Annotated in this window: 18 protein-coding genes, 1 other RNA gene and 2 pseudogenes; 16 read left to right on the forward strand and 5 right to left on the reverse strand. The window is 69.7% G+C overall.

All coding sequences use genetic code 11. The annotated features are described in order from the left end of the window. Positions 1-27: 27 nt before the first annotated feature. From ftsE to AC1RS9_RS09530, 5 genes are all read left to right on the forward strand, one after another. Positions 28-879 carry a cell division ATP-binding protein FtsE gene (gene ftsE / locus AC1RS9_RS09510; protein ID WP_074040688.1) on the forward strand — a complete coding sequence of 284 codons (852 nt, stop codon included), beginning with the start codon at positions 28-30 and terminating at the stop codon, positions 877-879. Beyond that, on the forward strand, positions 876-1,787 hold the full coding sequence (gene ftsX, locus AC1RS9_RS09515; RefSeq protein WP_062258517.1) for a permease-like cell division protein FtsX: 912 nt from the start codon (positions 876-878) through the stop codon (positions 1,785-1,787). Before ftsE ends, ftsX begins: the two co-directional genes overlap by 4 nt. Before the next feature lie 2 nt (positions 1,788-1,789). Next, positions 1,790-3,022 (forward strand): M23 family metallopeptidase, encoded by a 1,233-nt coding sequence (locus tag AC1RS9_RS09520; protein WP_074040689.1) that lies wholly within the window; start codon positions 1,790-1,792, stop codon positions 3,020-3,022. 94 nt (positions 3,023-3,116) lie between these two features. After that, a complete protein-coding gene (gene smpB / locus AC1RS9_RS09525) occupies positions 3,117-3,593 on the forward strand; it encodes an SsrA-binding protein SmpB (protein WP_006943848.1) in 477 nt (158 codons plus the stop codon). Positions 3,594-3,661: 68 nt separating this feature from the next. Further along, positions 3,662-5,539 (forward strand): DUF2207 domain-containing protein, encoded by a 1,878-nt coding sequence (locus tag AC1RS9_RS09530; protein WP_208065477.1) that lies wholly within the window; start codon positions 3,662-3,664, stop codon positions 5,537-5,539. A gap of 129 nt (positions 5,540-5,668) precedes the next feature. On the opposite strand, the gene AC1RS9_RS09535 is transcribed toward AC1RS9_RS09530, so the two are convergent. Together AC1RS9_RS09535 and AC1RS9_RS09540 are read right to left on the reverse strand one after the other, a co-directional pair. Continuing rightward, positions 5,669-9,049: a pyruvate carboxylase gene (locus tag AC1RS9_RS09535; protein ID WP_492921261.1), complete on the reverse strand. Its 3,381-nt coding sequence runs from the start codon at positions 9,047-9,049 to the stop codon at positions 5,669-5,671. Positions 9,050-9,277: 228 nt separating this feature from the next. Beyond that, a complete protein-coding gene (locus AC1RS9_RS09540; protein WP_131941289.1) occupies positions 9,278-10,858 on the reverse strand; it encodes an MFS transporter in 1,581 nt (526 codons plus the stop codon). Between the two features lie 405 nt (positions 10,859-11,263). Between AC1RS9_RS09540 and ssrA the strand changes: the two genes are divergently transcribed. From ssrA to AC1RS9_RS09560, 4 genes and pseudogenes are all read left to right on the forward strand, one after another. After that, positions 11,264-11,630, forward strand: a transfer-messenger RNA (tmRNA) gene (gene ssrA / locus AC1RS9_RS09545). Between the two features lie 397 nt (positions 11,631-12,027). Further along, a pseudogene (locus AC1RS9_RS09550) lies at positions 12,028-12,321 on the forward strand (HipA N-terminal domain-containing protein); the annotation flags it as partial. A 334-nt stretch (positions 12,322-12,655) separates the two neighbouring features. Continuing rightward, positions 12,656-12,706 (forward strand): annotated as a pseudogene (locus AC1RS9_RS09555) (hypothetical protein); the annotation flags it as partial. 143 nt (positions 12,707-12,849) lie between these two features. Next, complete coding sequence (locus tag AC1RS9_RS09560; protein ID WP_222122248.1) at positions 12,850-12,978, forward strand: DUF6011 domain-containing protein; 129 nt, start codon at positions 12,850-12,852, stop codon at positions 12,976-12,978. A 60-nt stretch (positions 12,979-13,038) separates the two neighbouring features. Here the strand turns inward: AC1RS9_RS09560 and AC1RS9_RS09565 are convergent, their stop codons facing one another. Continuing rightward, complete coding sequence (locus AC1RS9_RS09565; protein WP_074041182.1) at positions 13,039-13,689, reverse strand: hypothetical protein; 651 nt, start codon at positions 13,687-13,689, stop codon at positions 13,039-13,041. A gap of 110 nt (positions 13,690-13,799) precedes the next feature. Here AC1RS9_RS09565 and AC1RS9_RS09570 point away from each other — a divergent pair, with 110 nt between their 5' ends. The 4 genes from AC1RS9_RS09570 to AC1RS9_RS09585 all read left to right on the forward strand — a co-directional run bounded on the left by AC1RS9_RS09570 (position 13,800) and on the right by AC1RS9_RS09585 (position 18,378). Next, on the forward strand, positions 13,800-14,153 hold the full coding sequence (locus tag AC1RS9_RS09570; RefSeq protein ID WP_074041183.1) for a VanZ family protein: 354 nt from the start codon (positions 13,800-13,802) through the stop codon (positions 14,151-14,153). 264 nt (positions 14,154-14,417) lie between these two features. Continuing rightward, the gene (locus AC1RS9_RS09575) at positions 14,418-17,309 is read left to right on the forward strand and encodes a DEAD/DEAH box helicase (RefSeq protein ID WP_131941287.1); all 2,892 of its coding nucleotides are present in this window, start codon (positions 14,418-14,420) and stop codon (positions 17,307-17,309) included. Between the two features lie 101 nt (positions 17,310-17,410). After that, positions 17,411-17,974: a YqgE/AlgH family protein gene (locus AC1RS9_RS09580; RefSeq protein WP_074041184.1), complete on the forward strand. Its 564-nt coding sequence runs from the start codon at positions 17,411-17,413 to the stop codon at positions 17,972-17,974. Between the two features lie 68 nt (positions 17,975-18,042). After that, entirely contained in the window at positions 18,043-18,378 is a 336-nt protein-coding gene (locus AC1RS9_RS09585) for a DUF3039 domain-containing protein (protein WP_050786634.1), read from the forward strand. Positions 18,379-18,390: 12 nt separating this feature from the next. On the opposite strand, the gene AC1RS9_RS09590 is transcribed toward AC1RS9_RS09585, so the two are convergent. After that, on the reverse strand, positions 18,391-18,756 hold the full coding sequence (locus tag AC1RS9_RS09590) for a hypothetical protein (RefSeq protein WP_038568880.1): 366 nt from the start codon (positions 18,754-18,756) through the stop codon (positions 18,391-18,393). Between the two features lie 351 nt (positions 18,757-19,107). Between AC1RS9_RS09590 and AC1RS9_RS09595 the strand changes: the two genes are divergently transcribed. Beyond that, entirely contained in the window at positions 19,108-19,428 is a 321-nt protein-coding gene (locus tag AC1RS9_RS09595) for an MFS transporter (RefSeq protein ID WP_062257647.1), read from the forward strand. A gap of 184 nt (positions 19,429-19,612) precedes the next feature. Here the strand turns inward: AC1RS9_RS09595 and AC1RS9_RS09600 are convergent, their stop codons facing one another. Further along, positions 19,613-19,852, reverse strand: a complete 240-nt coding sequence (locus AC1RS9_RS09600; protein ID WP_062257649.1) for a hypothetical protein — start codon at positions 19,850-19,852, stop codon at positions 19,613-19,615. A 209-nt stretch (positions 19,853-20,061) separates the two neighbouring features. On the opposite strand from AC1RS9_RS09600, the gene AC1RS9_RS09605 reads away from it, so the two are divergent. Together AC1RS9_RS09605 and AC1RS9_RS09610 are read left to right on the forward strand one after the other, a co-directional pair. Beyond that, positions 20,062-21,834, forward strand: coding sequence for a DEAD/DEAH box helicase (locus tag AC1RS9_RS09605; protein ID WP_074041185.1), 1,773 nt, complete (start codon positions 20,062-20,064; stop codon positions 21,832-21,834). Positions 21,835-21,976: 142 nt separating this feature from the next. Then, positions 21,977-22,819 carry an RDD family protein gene (locus AC1RS9_RS09610; protein ID WP_062257653.1) on the forward strand — a complete coding sequence of 281 codons (843 nt, stop codon included), beginning with the start codon at positions 21,977-21,979 and terminating at the stop codon, positions 22,817-22,819. Positions 22,820-22,878 lie beyond the last annotated feature (59 nt).

A 22,878-nucleotide genomic window follows, 5' to 3' on the forward strand; every position in this document is an offset into this window, starting at 1 on the left:
GCACGCATCGAGCACGGCGGGGGAGCCATGATTCGTTTCGACCATGTGAGTCTGACGTACGGCAGAAAGCTGGCGCCTGCGCTCGACGACGTCAGCTTCGACATCGAGCGCGGCGAGTTCGTCTTCCTCGTCGGCCAGTCCGGCTCGGGCAAGAGCTCGCTCATGCGTCTCATGACGCACGAGGTGACGGCTACGTCCGGCCAGATCCACATCGCCGGGCGAGACCTCATGACGATGCCGCGCCGCAAGGTGCCGTCGCTGCGCCGCGACATCGGCGTCGTTTTCCAGGATTTCCGGCTGCTCGAGAACAAGACGGTCGCCGAGAACGTCGCGTTCGTCCTCGAGATCCTCGGCTGGCGTCGGGGCGCGGTGCGCACGGCCGTGCCCGAGGCGCTCGAACTCGTCGGCCTCGCCGAGAAGTCGCGCCGCTTCCCGCACGAACTCTCCGGCGGTGAGCAGCAGCGCGTCGCCATCGCGCGCGCCGTCGTCAAGCAGCCCGCCATCCTGCTCGCAGACGAACCGACCGGCAACCTCGACCCCGAGAACTCCGAAGAGGTCGTCGGCGTGCTCGACCGCGTCAACCGCACGAGCACGACGCTCGTCATGGCAACGCACGACAACTCGCTCGTCGACCGCCTGCAGCGGCGCGTCATCGAGATGAGCGACGGCCGTCTCGTGCGCGACTCGACCGGCGGCTACCGCTCCGAGGCCACCTCACGACGCTCCGGCGCGCGCCGCCTCGACGCCGTCGCAGAACAGGACGGCCACGACAGTCACGACGCCCACGACGATCCGTCAGCTCTCGACGGCACGACCACCGCAATCCCGGGCGCCCGCGCCACGCGCCGGGGGCGCGACATCACGGGAGCTGCGTCGTGAACCTGCGTTTCCTCGCCTCCGAGGTCGCTCAGGGGGTGCGTCGCAACACCTCGATGATCGCCTCGGTCGTACTCGTGTCGATGGTGTCGATGATCTTCGTCGGTGCCGGGCTGCTCGCGCAGCGTCAGGTCGACGCCGCCAAGGGCGATTGGTACGACAAGGTCCACGCGTTCGTGTTCCTGTGCACCGACTCCGACACGGGCGTCGCCTCGTGCGCCGGCGGCAAGGCGAGCGCAGCGCAGACCGAGACGGTGCGCATCAACCTGACGAACCTCGCGCCGCTCGTCACGAAGGTCGACTACAGGACGAGCGAGCAGGCCGTCGCGATGTTCCGCGAGCAGTACCACGACTCGCCGTACGTCAGCAGCGTCGACGCGTCGTCGATGCCCGCATTCTTCGAGGTGCGCCTCGACGACCCACGGCGTTTCGACGAGATAGCGAGCGGATTCACCGGCATGCCGGGCGTCGCGCACGTGAGCAACCTGCACGAGGTGCTCGCACCGTTCTTCTCGTTCCTCACGATGCTCGGCGTCGGCTCGGCCATCATCGCGACGCTCATGGTCGTGTGCTGCGTGCTGCTCATGGTGACGACGATCCGGCAGGTGGCGTTCACGCGGCGCCGGCAGGTCGGCATCATGCGCCTCGTCGGTGCCTCGAGCGCGACGATCTACCTGCCGTTCGTGGCCGAGGTGCTGCTCGCCTCGCTCGTCGGCGCGACCCTTGCCTCGGCCATGCTGTGGGCGATGGTCCACTTCGGCGTGAGCAGCCTCGCCGGCTCCGGGGGCGGCTTCGTCAACCTCGTCGGGGACGACGACGTCCTCGCCGTCGTGCCGTGGCTGTACCTCGGCGCGCTCCTGCTCGCGATCGTCACGTCGTGGCTCACGCTGCGTCGCTACCTCAAGGTGTGACGGTGGCGCCCACCAAATCCCGTCGCCGACTCTGCGCCGCAGCCCTCGCCGGGACCTGCGCGCTCGGTGTCGCGTCCGGGTCGAGCCACGCCGTCGGTGACGACGTCGACGACAAGATCAAGAACAGCAAGTCCGAGATCGACGACATCTCGAAGTCGCTCGCCGACGCCGACGCGACGCTGACGAAGACGAACAAGGCCGTCGCGGCCGCCGACAAGAAGGCAAAGGACGCGAAGAGCGCCCTGACGAAGGCCCAGCAGAAGCAGCGTGACGCCGCGTCCGACTACGACGTCGCCAAGGCCGACGAGGACGCCTCGCGCACCGCCCTCGCGACGAACCGCGCCGACCAGGCGAAGGCACGCACCGAGGTCGGTGGCCTCGCGCGCAACGCGTTCGAGACGGGCGGGCTCGGCGACCTCACGTTCACCATCGAGGTGCTCACCTCGAACTCGGGTGTCTCCGGGTCGATGGCGCTCGCCGACATCGTCATGCGCCGCCAGCAGGGCGTCATCACGAATCTCAAGAGCTCGGCCGCAGCCGGGCAGAGCGAGGCGACACGTCTCGCGGAGATCCGGCGTCGTGCGAGCCTGGCGAAGACGAAGCAGGACGCCGCCGTCACCGCCGCGAGCACGGCGAAGACTGACGCCGACACCGCCGAGGCGAGTCTCGTGGCGTTGCAGAAGACGCAGAAGGACGACAAGAAGAAGCTCGAGGCCGAGAAGAAGAAGGAGGAGGCGAAGCTCGCGGCGTTGCAGGCTGAGAGCACGCGCCTGAAGAACGTCACGACGACGAGCAAGGATGTCGACACCAGCGTCCACGACGTGCCGCAGGGCACCGGTTTCCTCGCCTCCCCGGGCCCGATCTCGAGCATCGTGTCGGGCTACGGCTACCGCTTCCACCCCGTCCTCAAGATCGACAAGCTGCACGAGGGCGACGACTTCCCGTTCGCGTGCGGCACGCCCGTCTATGCCGCGGGTGACGGCACCGTCATCGAGGCGAACTACAACGACGTCTCCGGCAATCACGTCTACATCAGCCACGGAACCGTCAACGGTGTTCAGCTGACGAGCGCCTACATGCACTTCACGTCCCTGTCGGTCAGCGTCGGGCAGAAGGTCAAGAAGGGCCAGCAGATCGGGGTATCCGGGATGACGGGGCGCGTCACCGGCTGCCACCTGCACTTCGAGACCCGCGAGAATGGTGTGGCCGTCAACCCGCTGAAGTGGATAAAGTGACAGCTTCGGAAATGCCCGGCATGCCTGCGATGTTGTCTTCACCGACGTCGACCACGCCGAACGCGACCGCATCGAAGCAGAAGGGGGTGAGCCCATGCCGAAGGAACACGGCACGAAGGTGATCGCCAACAACAAGAAGGCGCGCCACGACTACCACATCGAGGAAACGCTCGAGGCCGGGCTGTCCCTCATGGGCACCGAGGTGAAGAGCCTGCGCATGGGGCGCGCGTCCCTCGTCGACGGTTACGTGCTCGAGCGCGACGGTGAGATGTGGCTCGAGAACGTCCACATCCCCGAGTACCTCCAGGGCACGTGGACGAACCACTCCGCGCGTCGGCGACGCAAGCTGCTGCTGCACAAGGCCGAGATCCTCAAGCTCGCGAACAAGGCGCAGTCGAAGGGGTACACCATCGTGCCGCTGTCGCTGTACTTCAAGGACGGTCGCGCCAAGGTCGAGATCGCCCTCGCGCGAGGCAAGCAACTGCACGACAAGCGCCAGACGCTGCGCGAGCGTCAGGACAACCTCGAGGCGCAGCGCGAGATGCAGGTACGCCTCAAGCGCGGCGGCTGAGAACCGAGCGAGCGCGCCGGTTGACCCGTCGGCACGCCCCCGCCTCGCCCACGTGGCAAGGTAGGGGCATGAGTCGCCTCAGGGGAGCACCTACGCCGTCGGCCCGCACCGCACTCGGCGCCGCCGCCGCCGTCGCGCTCGTCGCCATGAGCGCAGCGCCCGCTCAGGCCGCGAGCAACGACAACATCCGCATCACGAACTACGACATCCGCTACGACGTGGGCGCCGACGGTGGCGTCGACGTCACGGAGAATCTCGACGTCCGCTTCAGCGACAGCAGTCATCACGGGCTCGATCGCATCGTCATCACCGGCCAGGGCGTGAGCGACACCCAGCACCGTGAGTACCCGATGACGAACGTCTCCGTCACCTCCTCGACGGGAGCGCCGACGCAGCTGCAGCGCTCCCGTGACGGCGGCGCTGAGCGGTTGCGCATCGGCAGCCCGAACCGCACCGTGTACGGCACGCAGCACTACACGCTCAAGTACCACCTCGCCGGTGTTGTCAACAAGCAGTCGAACTCGTCGACCGAGTTCTTGATCAACGCGACGGGCAACGACTGGAAGATCCCGATCGACACCGCGCGTGTCACCGTCAAGGGCCCGGGCGCAGTCTCTCGGGCCAAGTGCTGGTACGGCGAGAAGAACTCGAAGCAGGAGTGCAGGGCGACGCCGGGGACGGAGGCGTCGTTCTCGGCGAACAACGTCGGCAACGGGCGCGGCATGACGATCGACGCCGACCTGCCGACGTCGGTGTTCACGAACACCGCCCCCATCCTCAAGGACGGCTCGGCCGAGGACGCGTTCGGCGTCAACGGGCCGCTGACGTCTTCGCAGCGCCAGGCCGTCAACATCGGCGGCGGGGCTCTGGCGGCGGCACTTGCGGGGCTCGGCGGGCTGTGGTTCGTCCGCGACCGTCGGCGCAACGCCGACGAGCGCTACAGCGGAATCGCACCCGGTCAGCTCCCCGCGCCCGGCCAGGAGGTGCCGGTCGAGCGGACGCGCGAGCCCGAGGTCGCCGTCCGGTTCGAGCCGCCCAACGACGCCACCGCGGGCCTTGCGGGCCTCGTCATCGACCGTCGCGCCGACAACCGTGACGTCGCGGGCACCATCGTCGACCTCGCGGTGCGCGGGTACCTGCGAATGGAACAGGTCGACAAGAGCGACTGGCTGCTCATCTCGAACCCGCAGCCCCCGGCGGGGCAGCTGCTGGCCTACGAGGCAGACCTACTCAACGCGCTGTTCTCCGACGGCTCGCAGGTGTGCCTGTCCGATCTGAAGAACCACTTCGCGGGCCACCTGGCGAACGCGAAGGAGGGCATCGAGGACGAGGCCGTCGCGCGCGGCTGGTTCAAGCAGCGCCCGAGCGCGAGTGAGGCCGGGGCCAAGGGCCTCGCGAGCCTGTTCGCGGTGCTCGCCGTCGTCTCGTTCTTCGCCGCGAACCACTTCCACCTCAACGGCTTCCTGTTCGGTGCGGGTTTCGCGATCGTCGCCGTCCTCGCGCTCGTGCGTTCGAAGAACGCTGCCGCGCGCACGCCCGTCGGCTCGGCGGTGTACGACCAGACGCGCGGGTTCGAGCTGTATCTCAAGACGGCTGAGGCGAAGCAGATCAAGTTCGAGGAAGCCGAGCAGATCTTCAGCCGCTACATGCCGTACGCGGTCGTGCTCGGTCTCGCCGACCGCTGGGCGAAGGTCTTCGGCCAGGTCGCCGCTGCCGCGCAGGCGCAGGGCTACCCGATGGTCATGCCCTACTGGTACGTGCCGTACGGCGGCTTCGGCGGCGGTTTCGGGGGCTTCGACAACTTCGGCGCCTCGATGGAGGCCTTCAGCGACGCGGCGTCGTCCGCGTTGTCGTCCACGCCCGGTTCGAGCGGCGGTAGCGGCTTCTCCGGCGGGGGAGGCTTCTCCGGCGGCGGCATCAGCGGTGGTGGTGGCGGCGGCTGGTGAGCCGGCCCGCCTGAACGACGCCGAAAGGGGCACCCGTCTCGAGTCAAGACGGGCGCCCCTTTCGCCTGCGCCGCACGACCTGACGGGCTCGAGCGGAGGCCGCGAGCCGTCAGGTCACGGCGGCGGACATCACTCGATGACGATGACGAGGTCGCCGCCCTCGACCTGCGTCTCGTGCGTCAGAGCGACGCGCTTGACGGTACCGGCGATGGGCGTCGTGATGGAGGCCTCCATCTTCATCGCCTCGATCGTCGCGACCGTGTCGCCTGCCGCGACCTCGTCAACCTCGGCGACGCTGACGGACACCATGCCCGCGAACGGAGCGGCGACATGGCCGGCGTTCTTCGGGTCGGCCTTCTCGACGGCGGCGACGTCGACCTTGACGGCGTGGTCGCGCACCTGGACGGGACGCAGCTGGCCGTTCACGGTCGCGAGCACGGTGCGCATGCCGCGCTCGTCGGGCTCGGAGACCGACGCGACCGACAGCAGGATCTTCTTGCCCGGCTCGAGGTCGACCTCGTGCTCCTGCCCGGGTGCGAGGCCGTGGAGGAACTCCTTCGTCGACAGCACCGACAGGTCGCTGTAGAGCTCGCGGGCGCGTGCGTAGTCCTGCGTCGGGCCGGGGAACAGCAGGCGGTTGAGCGTGCCGCGCGGGTCGCGTGCGAGGTCGGCCTCGTCATGGTCGCTCAGCTCCTCGACGCGCGTGCGCACCGTGCGTCCGGCGAGGGCCTTCGTGCGGAACGGCTCGGGCCAGCCACCGGGCGGGTCGCCGAGCTCGCCGCCGAGGAAGCCGATGACAGAGTCCGGGATGTCGTAGTTCTGCGGGTTGGCCTCGAAGTCCTTCGGGTCGGCGTTCGCGCTGACGAGCGCGAGCGCGAGGTCGCCGACGACCTTCGAGCTCGGCGTCACCTTGACGACGTTGCCGAGGATGTCGTTGGCCGCGGCGTACGTGTCCTCGATCGCCTCGAAGCGGTCGCCGAGGCCGAGCGCGATCGCCTGCTGGCGCAGGTTCGACAGCTGCCCACCCGGGATCTCGTGACGGTACACGCGACCCGTCGGCGCGGGGAGGCCCGACTCGAACGGCTTGTAGAGGGTGCGCACGGCCTCCCAGTACGGCTCGAGGTCGCACACGTTCGCGAGGTCGAGCCCCGTCGCACGGTCCGTGCCGTCCGTCGCCGCGACGAGCGCCGACATCGACGGCTGGCTCGTCGTGCCCGACATCGCGGCGCTCGCGACGTCGACCGCGTCGACGCCCGCGTCGATGGCGGCGAGCAGCGTCGCGAGCTGGCCACCGGCCGTGTCGTGGGTGTGCAGGTGCACGGGCAGGTCGAAGCGCTCCCGCAACGCGGTGACGAGGGTACGCGCCGCCGGGGCGCGCAGCAGACCCGCCATGTCCTTGATCGCGAGGACGTGGGCGCCGGCGTCGACGATCTTCTCGGCGAGCGCGAGGTAGTAGTCGAGCGTGTAGAGCTTCTCGTCGGGGGAGGCGAGGTTGCCGGTGTAGCACAGGGCCACCTCGGCGACGGCGGTGCCCGTCTCGCGCACCGCTTCGATGGCGGGACGCATCTGCTCGACGTCGTTGAGGGCGTCGAAGATGCGGAAGATGTCGACACCCGTGCGCGCGGCCTCGGTGACGAACGCGTCGGTCACCTTGGTCGGGTACGGCGTGTAGCCAACGGTGTTGCGCCCGCGCAGCAGCATCTGGATCGGGATGTTCGGCATCGCCTCGCGCAGCTTCGCGAGGCGGTCCCACGGGTCTTCGGACAGGAAGCGCAGCGCGACGTCGTACGTCGCGCCGCCCCAGGCCTCCATCGACAGCAGCTGCGGCGTCATGCGTGCGACGTACGGCGCGACGTGCAGCAGGTCGCGGGTGCGGATGCGCGTCGCGAGCAGGGACTGGTGGGCGTCGCGCATCGTCGTCTCGGTGACGGCGACGGCCTGCTGCTCGCGCAGAGCGCGGGCGAACGCCTCGGGCCCTTCGGTGATCAGCCGGTCGCGCGCGCCGGGCGGGACGGGGCCGCTGATGTCGAACGCGGGCAGCTTCTCGCGCGCCGTGATGGCGAGTGCTGAGTGGTCGCCGTACGGCTTGTTGACGGTCGTCTCGGCGAGGTAGGTGAGCAGCTTCGTACCGCGATCGCCGGGGGTGCGCGCGTCGAGCAGGTGCGGGTGGGTCTCGATGAACGACGTCGTCACATGGCCGGAGATGAATGCCGGGTCCTCGAGCAGGGCCTGCAGGAAGGGGATGTTCGTGCTGACACCGCGCACGCGGAACTCGGCGAGGGCGCGGCGGGCGCGGCGCACGGCCGTCGCGAAGTCGCGGCCGCGGCAGGTGAGCTTGACGAGCATCGAGTCGAAGTGGGCGCTGACCTCGGCGCCCATGTGGATCGTGCCGCCGTCGAGGCGAACGCCCGAGCCGCCCGCGGAACGGTAGGCGGTGATCGTGCCGGTGTCGGGGCGGAAGCCGTTGGCCGGGTCCTCGGTCGTGATGCGGCACTGCAGCGCCGCGCCGTGCAGGTGGATGTTCTCCTGAGCGAGGCCGAGGTCGTCGAGGGTGTCGCCGGAGGCGATGCGCATCTGCGCGGCGACGAGGTCGACGTCGGTGACCTCCTCGGTGACGGTGTGCTCGACCTGGATGCGCGGGTTCATCTCGATGAACACGTAGCGGCCGCGGGTGTCGAGCAGGAACTCGACGGTGCCGGCGCACGAGTAGCCGATCTCCTTCGCGAACGCGACGGCGTCGGCGCACATGCGTTCGCGCAGTTCGGGGGAGAGGTTCGGTGCCGGCGCGATCTCGACGACCTTCTGGTGGCGTCGCTGCACGGAGCAGTCGCGTTCGAAGAGGTGGACGACGTCGCCCTCACCGTCGGCGAGGATCTGCACCTCGATGTGGCGCGGGTCGACGACGGCTTCCTCGATGAAGCAGGTCGCGTCACCGAAGGCGGATTCGGCTTCGCGCATCGCGGCCTCGAGGTTCTCGCGCAGCGCCTCGGGCTTCTCGACGCGACGCATGCCGCGCCCGCCGCCGCCGGCGACGGCCTTGACGAAGACGGGGTAGCCGATGTCGTCGGCGCCCTTGACGAGTTCGTCGATGTCGGACGACGGCGGCACACTGCGCAGCGTCGGCAGGCCGGCGCGCTTGGCGGCGGCGATGGCCGTCGCCTTGTTGCCCGTCATGTGCAGCACGTCGGGCTTGGGGCCGATGAAGGTGATGCCGGCGTCGGCGCACGCCTCGGCGAGCAGCGGGTTCTCGGACAGGAAGCCGTAGCCGGGGTAGATCGCGTCGGCGCCCGATTCGCGGGCGACGCGGATGATCTCATCGACGTCGAGGTAGGCGCGCACGGGGTGGCCGACCTCGCCGATCTGGTAGGCCTCGTCGGCCTTGAGACGATGCTCGCTGCCGCGGTCCTCGTGGGGGAAGACGGCGACGGTGGTGGCGCCCAGCTCGGTGGCGGCGCGGAACGCGCGCACGGCGATCTCGCCTCGGTTGGCGACCAGGACCTTGCGGAACATGCACATCTCCGTTCGGGGTGGGGCGCCGCGGCGGCGCAGTTGGTGCTGACACTACCGGTCGCTCAGGGCTGAAAACCGCAGAGTTTCGCGGCAAAACCGACCAATAGCGAACAGTTGGCAACACACGCGTGTCTCGCACCACACCGGACGTGAGAAAAGCCTCTGGGCGGGCCCGACGCAGGGTCGAGCCCGCCCAGAGGCGAGGGTGTGCAAGCTGAAGCGACCGCGTCAGCCCACGTGCGCGGTGGGCGCTGCCCCGTCGGTCTGCAGTTCGTCGCTGCGAATCGTGATGAAGATCAGGATGAGCAGGGCTCCGACGAGAAGCATGCCGGAGGCCACCCAGAACCCGTGCGTCGAGGCGAAGGTCTGCACGTCGAGCGCTCCGGCTGCCTGCTGGGCCTGCATCTTCGACTTGAACTCAGCCGTTCCCTGCACCGACGTCGGCACCTTCGCCATCGCGGCAGCGGCGGCGGCCTTGAGCTCGTCGGCACGCTGCGTCGCATAGTGCGAATACACCGTGGTGAGAGCGGCGAGACCGATCGAACCACCGATCTGCTGCGCGGTGTTGAGCGCGGAGGCGGCGGCCCCCGAGTCCTTCGCTTCGACGCCGTGGGAGGCGGCGAGCGTCATCGGGATGAAGACGAAGCCCATGCCGAGGGCCATGACGAAGATGCCGGGCAGCAGGTGCGTCGCGTAGCTCGAGTGCGTGTCGAGCTGGGTGAACGACCACATGCCCGCTGCTGCGAGCAGGCCGCCGAAGCCCGAGAGGTAGCGCGGCTTGATGCGCGTGACGAGGTTTTGCGACAGGCCCGCGGCGATGACGATGCCGAGGCTGAACGGCAGGAACGCGAAACCGGACTTGACCGGCGAATAACCGAGCACCTGCTGGATGTACAGGCCGAGGAAGAAGAACATCGCGAACATCGCGGCACCCATGATGAGCATCGCGAGGATCGCGGTGCCTCGCGTGCGGTCGGCGAGGATGCGCATCGGCAACAGGGCGTGCTCGGTGCGGCTCTCGATGGCAGCGAACGCGATGACGAGCAGGGTGCCCACGATCAGCGGCACGAGGGTCCAGGTGTCGCCCCACGAGTGGGACGCGGCGTTGGACAGGCCGTAGACGATGCCGAACAGACCCGCGGTCGCCGTGACGGCGCCGATGATGTCGAGGGTGCCCTCGTGACCGTCGGATTCGACGAGCACGCGGGGTGCGAGCACGGCGACGGCGATGCCGATGGGCACGTTGATGAGCATCGTCCAGCGCCAGTCGATCTCGGTCAGCACGCCGCCGAGGATGAGGCCGATCGCTGCACCGGCGCCGGACATCGCGGCGTAGACACCCATGGCGCGGTTGCGCTCCTTGCCGGGCGGGAACGTCGTGTTGACGAGGGCCAGTGCCGCCGGCTGAGCCAGCGCCGCACCGGCACCCTGGAGCACGCGCGCGGCGAGCAGGAGGGTGGGGTTGGGCGCGATGCCGCCGAGCAGCGAGGCGAGAGCGAACACGGCGATGCCGACGGTGAACATGCGGCGGCGTCCGAAGATGTCGCCGAGGCGCCCGCCCAGCAGCAGGAGCGAACCGAGAGCCAGCGCGTAGGAGGTGACGACCCACTGAAGGCCGGACTGGCTGAAGTGCAGATCGGTCTGGATGTGGGGTAGCGCGATGTTCACGACCGTCCCATCGAGCACGATCATGAGCTGGGCGCAGGCGATCACGAAGAGCGCGAGGCTGAGGTTGGGCTTCGCGGGGTTGTCGGTGGATGACTCCACGGGTGCGTCGGGGCCGTGAGTGCTGACAGCAGCAGTCGACATCAGCCCCTCCTTTCTCGAGTTGGCGCCCTTGAGGGGCCGGGGCAGGCGTGGGGGAGAGGCCGGCGAGGAACCGACGGAGTGTGATGCGCGCGGGATCGAACGCGGGCAGCAGGGCGATCGGGCGCTGCCCTGGGGAGTGCAGCCGCGCGTTGGCCGCCGTTCGTCGGGATGGGGTCGGCCGTGGCGCGACGCAACGTGTCCGTGCGGCGAAGTGATTGAAGATGCAACGACCGAGGAACAACGATAGTCTTCGCGGGGTGAGGCGCCAAGCGATCCTCGTGTGGCGCATGACACGGCAGAGGCGCAGCGGGTGGGAATGCGCTCGCGTCCTTCGCTGTTGAACCGCTAGACTGACGGACGCTGATTCGTCAGTAAGCACAACTCCACAGAGCGAACAGTTTCCATGGGGATGATCGGTTTCGACATCGGTCGCCGTCCCAGGGGAAGCGGGCCGAGGATGCAGAGTTATCTCGTTAACGCTCTCTGCAAACTTATAGGTGCCGATTCCAAGCGCACCGACTTCGCCCTCGCCGCCTGAGCGAGCCCGAAGTCTGTCAGCCTGAGCTAGTTCTCGACTCAGTGTCTGGCATCAGCTAGAGAACTTGCTGCAACGTCTTGTCGAGGGGCGTTGTGGGACTCTCACTCGACTGGGCCTGTCGCGGAATGTGTCATTCCTTGCCGCGGGGCCGAGAAAATCCGCAGGATGACTGCGCCCGGAGAAGCCCTGGATCGCCGTCGATGGACGGGGGTTCAATTCCCCCCATCTCCACCACCTCCATGCATCGGTCGCGAGGCCGAGCGGCTGTTCGCAGAACTCGTCACGCAGCGTGAATCAGGCTGCTGCGTGACGCGTGTGGCACGGAGCCCGCCGTCATCCCTCCCGAGGGGTGACGGCGGGCTCTTGCACGTCGTGCGGTCCGGCTTTCACCACTCGCCGATGCCGAGCCACCGCTGCACGATCGGCGTCATAGATCGGGACAAACCCGGCCGGGTTGATGGCCGTCCCGCCCGACTTCTCGATCAATAGATCGCCCATGGACGAGCTCGTGGCGTCCACCGATCCCTACCAGTACGCACGCGGGAGGGCTCTGGCCAGCTCTGCGCCGCTGAAGGATTGAGAGATGAGCGGCGCCGCCATCAGCGTCTCGACGTCGGTCGACGGTGAGGACATGACGGTCGGTACGTGGCATCCGCATCCACGAAGCGGTGGCACTTTCCGCTATGAGAAGTCGTGGGCGAGCGCTGAGTACGGCTACTCGCTGTCGCCGGCGCTGCCCGTGCTGGCAGGCAGTGCGCCTCAGGTGACATATGCCGAGAAGGGGCCCCTGCCGCAGGTCTTCTCGGACAGCGCACCTGCTCGGTGGGGCCGGCAGATCATCGAACGGACGTGGCAGGCCGACGGCAGGGGTGTGCCTGACGCAGTCGACATCCTTCTCGCCGTGCGCGACCGGCTACGGATGGGCGCAATTCGCTTCGCGCGCGACGGAGTCGAGATGAGCGAGAGCGCACGCGTGCCCAAGATGCTCGACCAGGCTCACCTCGAGGCGGTGGCGCGGCGAGCGGAGAGTCACACGGACAGCGACGCGGACATCAAGGAACCGTTCGATGCGGGTTCGTCGATGGGTGGTGCGCGCCCCAAGGCCGTCGTCGTGGACGAGAACGGGCACCTCATGTTGGCGAAGTTCACCTCGACCAAGGACGACACCGACGTCGTCGCATGGGAGAAGGTCTGCCTGGACATCGCCGCACACGCTGGGATCACCGTTGGTGGCGGTGGCCGAAGCGTTCGAACCGCACATGGCCGCCTCCGGCCGTGTGGATCTCGCGGAGCTGTGGAAGCGCACAGTGCTGAACCTCCTCGTGGGAAACAAGGACAACCACCTGCGTAACCACGGCTTCCAACCGCACCACGATCGAGCCGTGCGCGACGGGTTCGACGGTGTGATGAGGCAGCGAACCCGCGAGGTGTTGGGGGAGCGCCCGGCCCCGTCGTGTTGGATCTCGCCCCACATGACGCCTCCGCTGGATCGGTGGGGCGATGCCGTGTCTGTGGGCGCCCGCTTCGCTCACCGGAGTCCATTGCACGTGGCTCCGGCCCCGAATGCTCCAAGAAGGTGTGAGCGTCGGGGTCGAGCCGTGAAAGGGGCACGGGCCGTGTGAGGCAGCAGAACGCAGTGTCCTCAGGCCGCCGGGACGCACACCACCTGGTCGAGGTCGGCGGCCAGCGGCTGGCCGACGTTGTTCTTCACGACGTGCTTGACGCGTGCAACGCAGCGGACGCGCTTGTCGTCCTTCGTCAGGTAGGTCGTGCCGTGCGCGGCGATCGTCGCGGTGTCCTGGCCGGTCGAGTCGACCTCGATGCGGCTTCGCGCGTACGTCTCTGTCAGCCCGTTCTTCTTCTGCGCGGCGACGCTGAGGGCGTGCAGGTCATCGGGCGACCACGTCACGTCACTCGAGGCCGGCGCGGCGACGGCCTTCGCCTCCGGGCGCCAGTCCTTCTCAGGGACGGCGGCGGCACGCGCTGCGCTCAACGCGTCGGCGCGCTCGATCGTCGCCGTGGCCGACGCGATGGGCGCCGGGCCCGCCACGCGATGACGCATCGACGGCACCGCCGCCACGAGCGCGACGACGGCGAGCGCCGCGATCACGCCGAAGCGCCACGGGTGGGCCTGCTCCAGGCACATCGACGCGAACATCCACGCGATCGCGCCGATCAGCACGGCGCAGAACGCGAGCGCGGCGAGCGTCGAGACGACCGTCGCGTGGGTGGGGGACAGCTGCGGCAGCCACATCGTCGCGACGTGGGCGGCGTGATCGAAGTGCACCGTCATGAGAGCTCCTTGGGCGCGGGGCTGCCTCGTCGCAGCCGCTCGAAGCTAGGCCGACAGCCTGAGAACCCGCCGAGAGGGCGCCGGACGTGCGCGGTGCGATACTGCACGGGATGCCCCCTTCCGACTCCCGCCTCGTCCGCGCCTGCCGCGCGCTGCTCGTGCTCGCCCTCGCACTGCAGACGTACCTCCTGTACGTGTTCCATTCGAGCGGGGCAGAAGGTGAGCTGTTCCCCCACGCCGACAAGGTGGTCCACGCCTGCATGTTCGGCGGACCCGCCCTCCTGGCACTGCTCGGACGGTGGCGATGGGTGGCGCTCATGCTCGCGTTCTATGCGCCGATCTCCGAACTGATCCAGGGCACGGACGTCGTGGAGCGCGACGCGGACTGGCGCGACGCACTCGCCGATGTGACAGGAATCATCCTGGCGTGGGGGTTGACGCGTCAGCTGCGCCGCCGGGCGTGACGTAGACTTGGGGGACCATTGATCTTGCGTTCAGTAGGTTTGCTTTCGGTTTGAGCGTGCCCGCAGCTACTCCCTGTGGCGGCACGTGGTGGTGAGAGTAGGCCCGTTCTCTGAGCGTCACCCACGATGTGACGCCGTCATGTGAGCGCCGAGATCCCACGCAACAGCGCCGATCCACCCAGTACGCAATCCTTCCAGCCCACGTGCTCCACGGGCTCTCTGGCGTGCTCGCCTTCGGTGCTCTCGACCGAGAGGTTCACACCCATGTCTTCGACGAACAACAACAACGGCAAGAAGCCGCGCTGGTCGCACGCCGACAAGGCCGGCGCCAAGCGCGGCCAGGACCGCTCCGGCGGCCGCGACTTCGGAGGACGCCGCGACGGCGCCGCGGGCGGACGCGACGAGCGACGCGGCGGTTTCAGCCGTGACAACGACCGCCGTGAGGGCGGGTTCCGCGGCGGTGACGAGCGTCGTGGCGGCTTCCAGGCCCGTGACGACCGCCGTGACGGTGGTTTCCGCGGCCGCGATGAGCGACGCGGTGGCTTCAACCGTGACAACGACCGCCGTGAGGGCGGGTTCCGCGGCGGCGACGACCGTCGTGGTGGTTTCAACCGCGGTAGCGACGAGCGCCGTGGCGGCTTCCAGGGCCGTGATGATCGCCGTGGTGGTTTCAGCCGTGACAACGACCGCCGTGAGGGCGGCTTCCGCGGCGGTGATGACCGTCGTGGTGGTTTCAACCGCGACAACGACCGACGTGACGGCGGCTTCCGCGGCGACGACCGCCGTGGCGGTTTCAACCGCGGTGGCGACGACCGTCGTGGTGGTTTCGGGGGCCGCGACGAGCGTCGCGAGGGTGGCTTCCAGCGTCGCGATGACCGCGGTGGTTTCAACCGTGGTGGCGATGACCGTCGTGGTGGTTTCAACCGCGACAACGATCGTCGCGAGGGCGGTTTCCGTGGCGGTGACGACCGTCGCGGTGGCTTCAACCGTGATGACCGTCGTGGTGGCTACCAGGGCCGTGACGACCGGCGCGGTGGGTTCAACCGTGACAACGACCGTCGCGAGGGCGGCTTCCAGCGTCGCGACGACCGCGGCGGTTTCAACCGTGGCGACCGCCGTGACGGCGGCTTCCAGCGCCGCGACGACCGCCGTGAGGGCGGTTTCGACCGCGAGAAGCGCTTCGGGCGCCCCGACCGCTCGTTCGACGACGCCCCCGTGCGTGACGAGTCCCGCGTCGAGGACGCGCAGGTCGAGAACGTGACGGCGGCGAACGCCGACGTCGCGGCGACCACCGTCGAGGCCGACGCGGCCACGAGCGAGAACATCCAGCGCGAGAACGTCGACGTCGTCGGCGAACAGAACCCCGACGAGCGCGTCCACGTCGACGGCGACGTCGAGGGTGACGTCCGCGTCGACGACGCTCCCACCGCCGACGCCACGGACGCCGAGCGCGACGGTGTTGACGCCGCCGACTCCGACACGACCAACTCTGACGCCGACAACACCGACGCGCAGAACACCGACCCCGCCGACGCCACGAACGCCACCGCGGGCACGGCCGACGGCGAGCACGCGGGCTTCGACGAGAGCGAGTCGGACGAGATCGACGAGAGCGTCATCATGACGTTCACCGAGCTCGGGCTGCCCGAGGCGCTCGTCGAGCGCATGGCGCGTGACGGCATCACGAAGCCGTTCCCGATCCAGGCGGCGACCATTCCCGACGCGATGGCCGGCAAGGACGTCCTCGGCCGCGGTCGCACGGGTTCGGGCAAGACGCTCGGCTTCGGTCTGCCGATGCTGGCGCGTCTCGCCGAGGGCGGCAAGGCTCGCGCGCACCAGCCGCGCGCCATCGTCCTCGTGCCGACGCGTGAACTTGCGATGCAGGTGAGCGATGCGCTGCAGCCGCTCGTCCACGTCGTCGGTCTCAAGCACAAGCTCGTCGCCGGTGGCATGCCGTACGAGCCGCAGCTGTCCGCGCTGGAGCGCGGCGTCGACGTCCTCATCGCCACGCCGGGTCGCCTGTCCGACCTCATCGAGCGTGGCGCGGCCGACCTGAGCCGCGTCGAGATCGCCGTGCTCGACGAGGCCGACCACATGGCCGAGATGGGCTTCCTCGAGGCCATCACCGAGATCCTCGACCTCGTGCCCGAAGGCGGCCAGCGCCTGCTGTTCTCCGCGACGCTCGACCGTGGCATCGACACCGTCGTCGACAAGTACCTCGTCGACCCGGTGACGCACTCGACGGACGACGGCACCGCCACCGTCACGACGATGGAGCACCACGCGCTGCTCATCGAGCCGCGCGACAAGAAGGTCGTGACGGCCGAGGTCGCGAACCGTGAGGGACGCACCGTGGTGTTCGTCCGCACCAAGATGGGCGCCGACCGTGTCGCCGCAGAGCTGCGCGAGCAGGGCGTCATGGCTGCCGCGCTGCACGGTGGCCTCAACCAGGGTCAGCGCAACCGTGTCCTGTCGGCGTTCAAGGACGGGCGTGTGCCCGTGCTCGTCGCGACCGACGTCGCGGCGCGCGGCATCCACGTCGACGAGGTCGGCGTCGTGCTCCAGGTCGACCCGCCGGCCGACCACAAGGACTACCTGCACCGCGCCGGCCGTACGGCCCGCGCAGGGGAGAAGGGCACCGTCATCACCCTGGCGCTGCCGCACCAGCGCCGCTCGATGCAGCGTCTACTCGACTCCGCCGGCGTCGACGTGAGCCTCGTGCGCACGCGCCCCGGTGACGAGGCGATCGTCGCCGCGGGCGGTTCGACGCCCGAGGGCCGTTCGATCTCCGAGGACGACCTGCGTCGCACCCTCGCGCCGCGCAACGACCGTGGTGGTCGCGGCGGCCGTGGCTACGAGCGCGGTGGCCGGGGTGGTTACGACCGCGGTGGTCGTGACGGCGGGCGCGGCGGTTACGGCCGTGGCGGCGGCTTCGACCGTGGTGGTCGTGGACGTTTCAACGACCGCGACGACCGTGGCCAGGGCCGCGGACGCGGCGACGACCGCGGCTTCGGTGGCGGGCGCGGTTACCGCGACGACATCGACGGTGGTTTCGAGCGCGAGAACCGTCGTCAGAGCTTCGGTGGTCGCGGCGGCCAGGGGGGTCGTGGTGGGTACGGCGGCGACCGTGGTGGCTACCGTGGCAACCGCGACTGACGCCGACTGAATCTGCGCTGATGTTGCCCGGTGATCCGGGGCCCCGTGCCCGATCACCGGGCAACATCGCGTTCGGGGCGGGCGTGTTCCACAATGGACGGGTGACCTCGTTGACCGGCCGACTGCTCCTCGCGGTGCCTCGTGCCCACGACCGCGACGAGGGTGACATCTTCACCCGTAGCGTCGTGTTCGTCCTCCACCACGGTGACGACGGCGCCCAGGGCGTCGTGCTCACCGAACCGCTCGAGGCCGGTGTCGACTCGGTCCTTCCGGGGTGGCAGTCCGCGTGCTCGACGCCCGATCGTCTCTTCCAGGGCGGGCCCGTCGGCCTCGACACGGCGGTCGCGCTCGCGGGCGTGCCGGGGCGCGGTGACGTCGTGGGCGCCACGCGACTGTTCGGTTCGCTCGCCGTCGTCGACCTCGACGCGCCGCCGGAGATCGTCGCCCCGCAGCTGTCGGGGCTGCGCGTGTTCGCCGGCAACTGCGGCTGGGAGCCGGGCCAACTCGACGTCGAACTCGCCGACGGGTGGTGGGTGCGCGCCGAACCCGAGATCGCCGACCTGTTCGACGCCGACCCCGAGACGTTGTGGGCGCGCGTCCTCGCACGCCAACCCATCCCGACGTGCCTCCTGGCGTCGTTCCCCGACGACCCGACGCTCAACTGACCCGCCGCCTGACGCCTCGGCTCGCTGCCCCCTGGCCCGCCGCGGGCGGCGCGCCTACACTGGCGCCCATGAACCCGGTTGTGTGGAACTCTTCGATCGACGACCCGTCATCGCCCCTCGGCGCGCCCGACGGCCCGGGCGGCCTCGGAGGGCCGGGCACGTCGACGGCGGTGCTGGAGCGAGAGCAGGTCGACCACCAGCTCTCCGAGCCCGGCGATCACGAGCGCTTCGCGCACTACGTGCGCAAGGAGAAGATCATGGAGTCGGCGCTGTCGGGCGAGCCCGTCACCGCGCTGTGCGGCAAGGTGTGGGTACCGGGCCGCGACCCGGAGAAGTTTCCGGTGTGCCCGACGTGCAAGGAGATCTACCAGGGCCTGCGTCCGCCGCAGGACGGCGGGGAGTGACGCCGACGGGCGTCAGCTCGCCTTCGCGACAGGCTGCCTGACGTCGCCCGTGACCGGGGCCGCACCGACGGCGCCGGTGACGACCGGTCCCGCGGCGGTGGACGCCGTCGCGGAACCGCCGTCCACCCCCGTCAGGTGCTCACGAACCTCGACTGCGGGCGCGTGCGATTCGGCCATGCGGATGAGCACCGTGCGGACGGCCTCGACGCTGACGCCGGCCGCCTCGGCGATGGCGCTCTTCGTCACCTTCGCCTGATCGGCGGCGGCGACCGCCCGCCGGTACTCCGCTTCGGCGGCGAGACGCGCTTCGCGCGCCGCAGTGACGGCGCTGAGCTTCTCGCGTTGAGCATCGGTGAGTTGGGCTCTCGTGCGAACCATGACTCTCGTCCTTTCCCTGCGAGCCCCGGCCAGGGGTGAGCGGCCTCGATGGACCGATCGGCGACGCGCCGCTGGGGCCATCGAGTGCTCGATGTCCATGACTGACTCCACCCTAGGCGCGCGGACGCCCCGCATGGTGGGTTGAGCGCTACTCAACTCCAGGGTGTGATGCTCACCCCACCCTCCGCCGTCGCCCGGCGCGGCGCCGACACCCTTCGACGCGCCGTCGGGACCCAGCCCGTCTCGTCAGCTGGGAGCCTGCTGGGTGAAGCGACGAAGCGGCGACGAGAGTGCTCCCGCGGTGGCGGCCTGCCCCCATCACGCTCGTGCTGTGCGCGGGGGCTCGGTTCGGTGGCGCGGGAGTTCCTCGCCGCGCGCGGCGGCACGACGCGCAGCCTGCGCGTCGGCTTCGCCGCCATCGTCGTCGCGCTGCCGCACATCGGCCTCGCGCACGGCGTCGGCGCACTGGAGTCGGTGATGGCTGCGTATGGCCTGGGCCTCGGCCTGGTCGACGCCGGGTGCAACATGCAGGCCGTCGCCATCGAGCACCATTACGGGCGCCCGCTCATGTCGACGTTCCACGGGGCGTGGACGCGCGGCGGCGTCCTCGGCACGCTCATCGCGCTCGCGACGCATCGCTGGGGCTTCGCGTCGCCGCCGCGGTGCTCATGATCCTGCCCGCCGCCGCGACGCTCGCGCCGTACGTCCCGCACGCGCGGCCGGAACCGGCGCCCATCGCATCCGGGGCCGACGCCCCCGCCGCGCGCAGCCTGCCCTGGCGCCGCATCCTCACCCTCGCCCTCGCGCTCGTCGTGTTCTACATGGTCGACATCGCCGTGACGACGTGGGCGCCCACCTACCTGCACCACACCTTCGCCTCACCGGCCTCGCTCGTCGCCGTCGCCACCCTGCCGTACCTCGTGTGCTCGCTGCTCAGCCGCAGCTGCGGCGACTGGCTGACGGCGCGGCTCGGCCCCGCGGCGCTCGTCGCGCCGTTGTCGTACTCGGTGGCCGCGCGCCTCGCCCGCGACGCACACCCGGAGGCGGACGCGGCGTCCGTCCAAGCCGGCAGCGACGCGATCAACGCGCGCTTCAACCAGTTCAACTACGTCGGCGCCCTGCTCGGAGCCGTGCTGACGGGGACGGGCGCGCTCGGCGACACGTCCCTGCGCTACGGATTCGCCGTCCCGATGGTGCTCGTCCCCGGCCTCGTGGGGGCTGTCGCGCGCGTTCCGGCCGGCCTGAACGGTCGGTGGCGGCGGCCAGGTCGGGGAGTTCGTTCGGCGCCGGTAGACTGCTCGGCCTATGAGTACCTCGGCTGCAGAGCACCTCTCACCCGCCTTCCCGGAGCGCGCCGCGTGGGGTACCGCGGGCAAGCTGCGCGCCTGGCAGGCCGGTGCGCTGGAGCGGTACCTGAGCACCGATCCGCGCGATTTTCTCGCCGTCGCAACCCCCGGCGCCGGCAAGACGACGTTCGCGCTGCGCCTCGCGACGGAGCTGCTGGGGCGCGGCATCGTCAAGAAGGTGACGATCGTCGCGCCGACCGAGCACCTCAAGACGCAGTGGGCCGACGCGGCCGCGCGCGTCGGCATCCAGATCGACCCGAGGTTCACGAACCGTCAGGTCGATGAGGCGTCCGACTACGACGGGGTCGCCCTCACCTACCAGGGCGTCGCGAGCAACCCCGAGGTGCACCGCATCCGCACCGAGCGCACGCCGACGCTCGTCATCCTCGACGAGGTGCACCACGGCGGCGACAACAAGAGCTGGGGCGAGGCGCTGCGCACTGCATTCGACGGCGCCGCGCGACGCGTCTGCCTCACCGGTACCCCGTTCCGCAGCGACACGAGCCCCATCCCCTTCGTGCGCTACGAGGTCGACGACGCCGGCATCCGTCGCTCGGCGAGCGACTACGCGTACGGCTACGCCGAGGCGCTCGCCGACGGCGTCGTCCGGCCCGTGCTGTTCATGGCCTACGGCGGCAACATGCGATGGCGCACCCGGGCCGGCGACGAGATCGCGGCGCGTCTCGGCACACCGATGACGAAGGACGCCATTGCAGGCGCCTGGCGCACCGCGCTCGACCCGAACGGCGCGTGGATCCCGTCCGTGCTTCAGGCCGCCGACAAGCGCCTGTCGGAGGTGCGACGTCACGTGCCCGACGCGGGCGGCCTCGTCATCGCCTCGAACCAGACGGCCGCGCGCGCCTACGCGCGCACGCTCGAGGCGATCACTGGCACCAAACCGACCGTCGTGCTCTCCGACGACGCGGGCGCGAGCTCCCGGATCGAGGACTTCGCCAAGAGCAGCGAGCGGTGGATGGTCGCCGTCCGCATGGTCTCCGAGGGTGTCGACGTGCCGCGTCTTTGCGTCGGCGTCTACGCGACGTCGACGTCGACGCCGCTGTTCTTCGCCCAGGCCGTCGGACGCTTCGTGCGCGCCCGCAAGCGCGGCGAGACGGCGTCGGTGTTCCTGCCGACCGTGCCGATCATCCTCGAGCACGCCTCGCGTCTCGAGGAGCAGCGCGACCACGCCCTCGACCGTCCGCAGCGCGCGGGGGAGAACCCCGAGGACAACATGTGGTCGGAGGAGGAGGGGCTGCTCGCCGAGGCCAACCGTGAGGAGAAGGCCTCCGGGATGCTCGCCGACGACGGCACCTTCGAGGCGCTCGAGTCGCAGGCCGAGTTCGACCACGTCCTATTCGACGCGCAGCAGTGGGGCATGGGCGGTGACGTCGGCAGCCAGGACGAGCAGGAATACCTCGGCTTGCCCGGTCTGCTCGAGCCCGATCAGATGGCGAGCCTGCTGCGTGAACGTCAGGCCAAGCAGGCCAAGGCCGGGCGCACGCGACGCACCGACGACGACGAACCCGTCGCCGCGCACCGTGCCCTCGCCAAGCAGCGCAAGGAGCTCAACGGCCTCGTCGCGCAGTACGCGCGCAAGAGCGGCCAGCCGCATGCCGTCATCCACAACGACCTGCGTCAGCAGTGCGGGGGGCCGACGCTCGACAAGGCCTCCTCCGAACAGGTCGGCGAACGCATCGAGTTGATCCGTCGCTGGTTCGTCGGTCGGCGCTGAGCCTGCGAGGCCCTCAGCCCGCGAGGCCCTCAGCATGCGGGTGTCATGTGGGATGCAGTGCGGTACGAGGCACTGCCTGCCTGGCTCATCCGCACGGCTCATCGCGCCCGGCGCGTCATGCCGGGGCGGATAGGGTAGACGCATGACTGAGCAGCCGCACGCGCCCGTTTCGTCGGGCTGGTACGACGACCCCCGCGACGCCACCCAGCTGAGGTACTGGGACGGCATCCTGTGGACCGAGCGCACCATGCCGAAGCTGCGCCCGGGCCTCGACCACGTCGGGGAGGCTCGCCCGGTCCAGCACCTCGACGCACCGCCGCGCCGTGACGGCGAGCCGCGCACCTATCCGGCTCACTGGGGCCCCGAGGGCAGCGGGGAGCAGCAGCATCGCTTCGGTGCCCCGCAGCCGCGGGCTCATGATCAGCGCCCGACGGCGTTCGGAACGAGCGCGGGGGAGCCGTCGGGGGTGTGGCGCCGCTTCTTCGCCTACTTCCTCGACCGCATCATCTTCGGGGTGCCCGTCACCCTCGCGATGCTGCCGTTCCTGCACTCGTGGATCGACGAGTTCCGCGACTTCATCGACGAGGCGAGCACCGCCGCGAGCAACGGTGGGCAGATGCCGGCCTTCCCCGACGACCTGACGTCGCCGCCGCTCGTGTTGGCGCTCGCGCTGTTCGTGGCGGGATTCGTCTACGACACCCTGATGACGTCACTGCGCGGTGCGACGCTCGGCAAGTCGGCGCTCGGCATCCGCGTGGCGCCCATCGAGGAGGGCGACCCCCGCTCGCCGCAGAAGTTGCCGATGGCACGCAGCGCCGTGCGCGCTCTCATCAAGTACGTGCCGGATCTGATGTCGCTCGTCGCCGTGCTCGCCGGCATCGCGGGCCTGCTGCAGATCGCGATCCTGCTGTGGGCGCTGAGCAACCGCCTCCGTCAGGGCCTCGACGACCTCGCGGCGCGCAGCGTCGTGCGCCGCACCCGCTGACCCCGCCCCACCTGCGTTTTTCGTCCACCTTCGCGAATCCCGTCCACATCGGCGATTCT

Source organism: Dermacoccus sp. MPR-E5 (genome assembly GCF_058809565.1).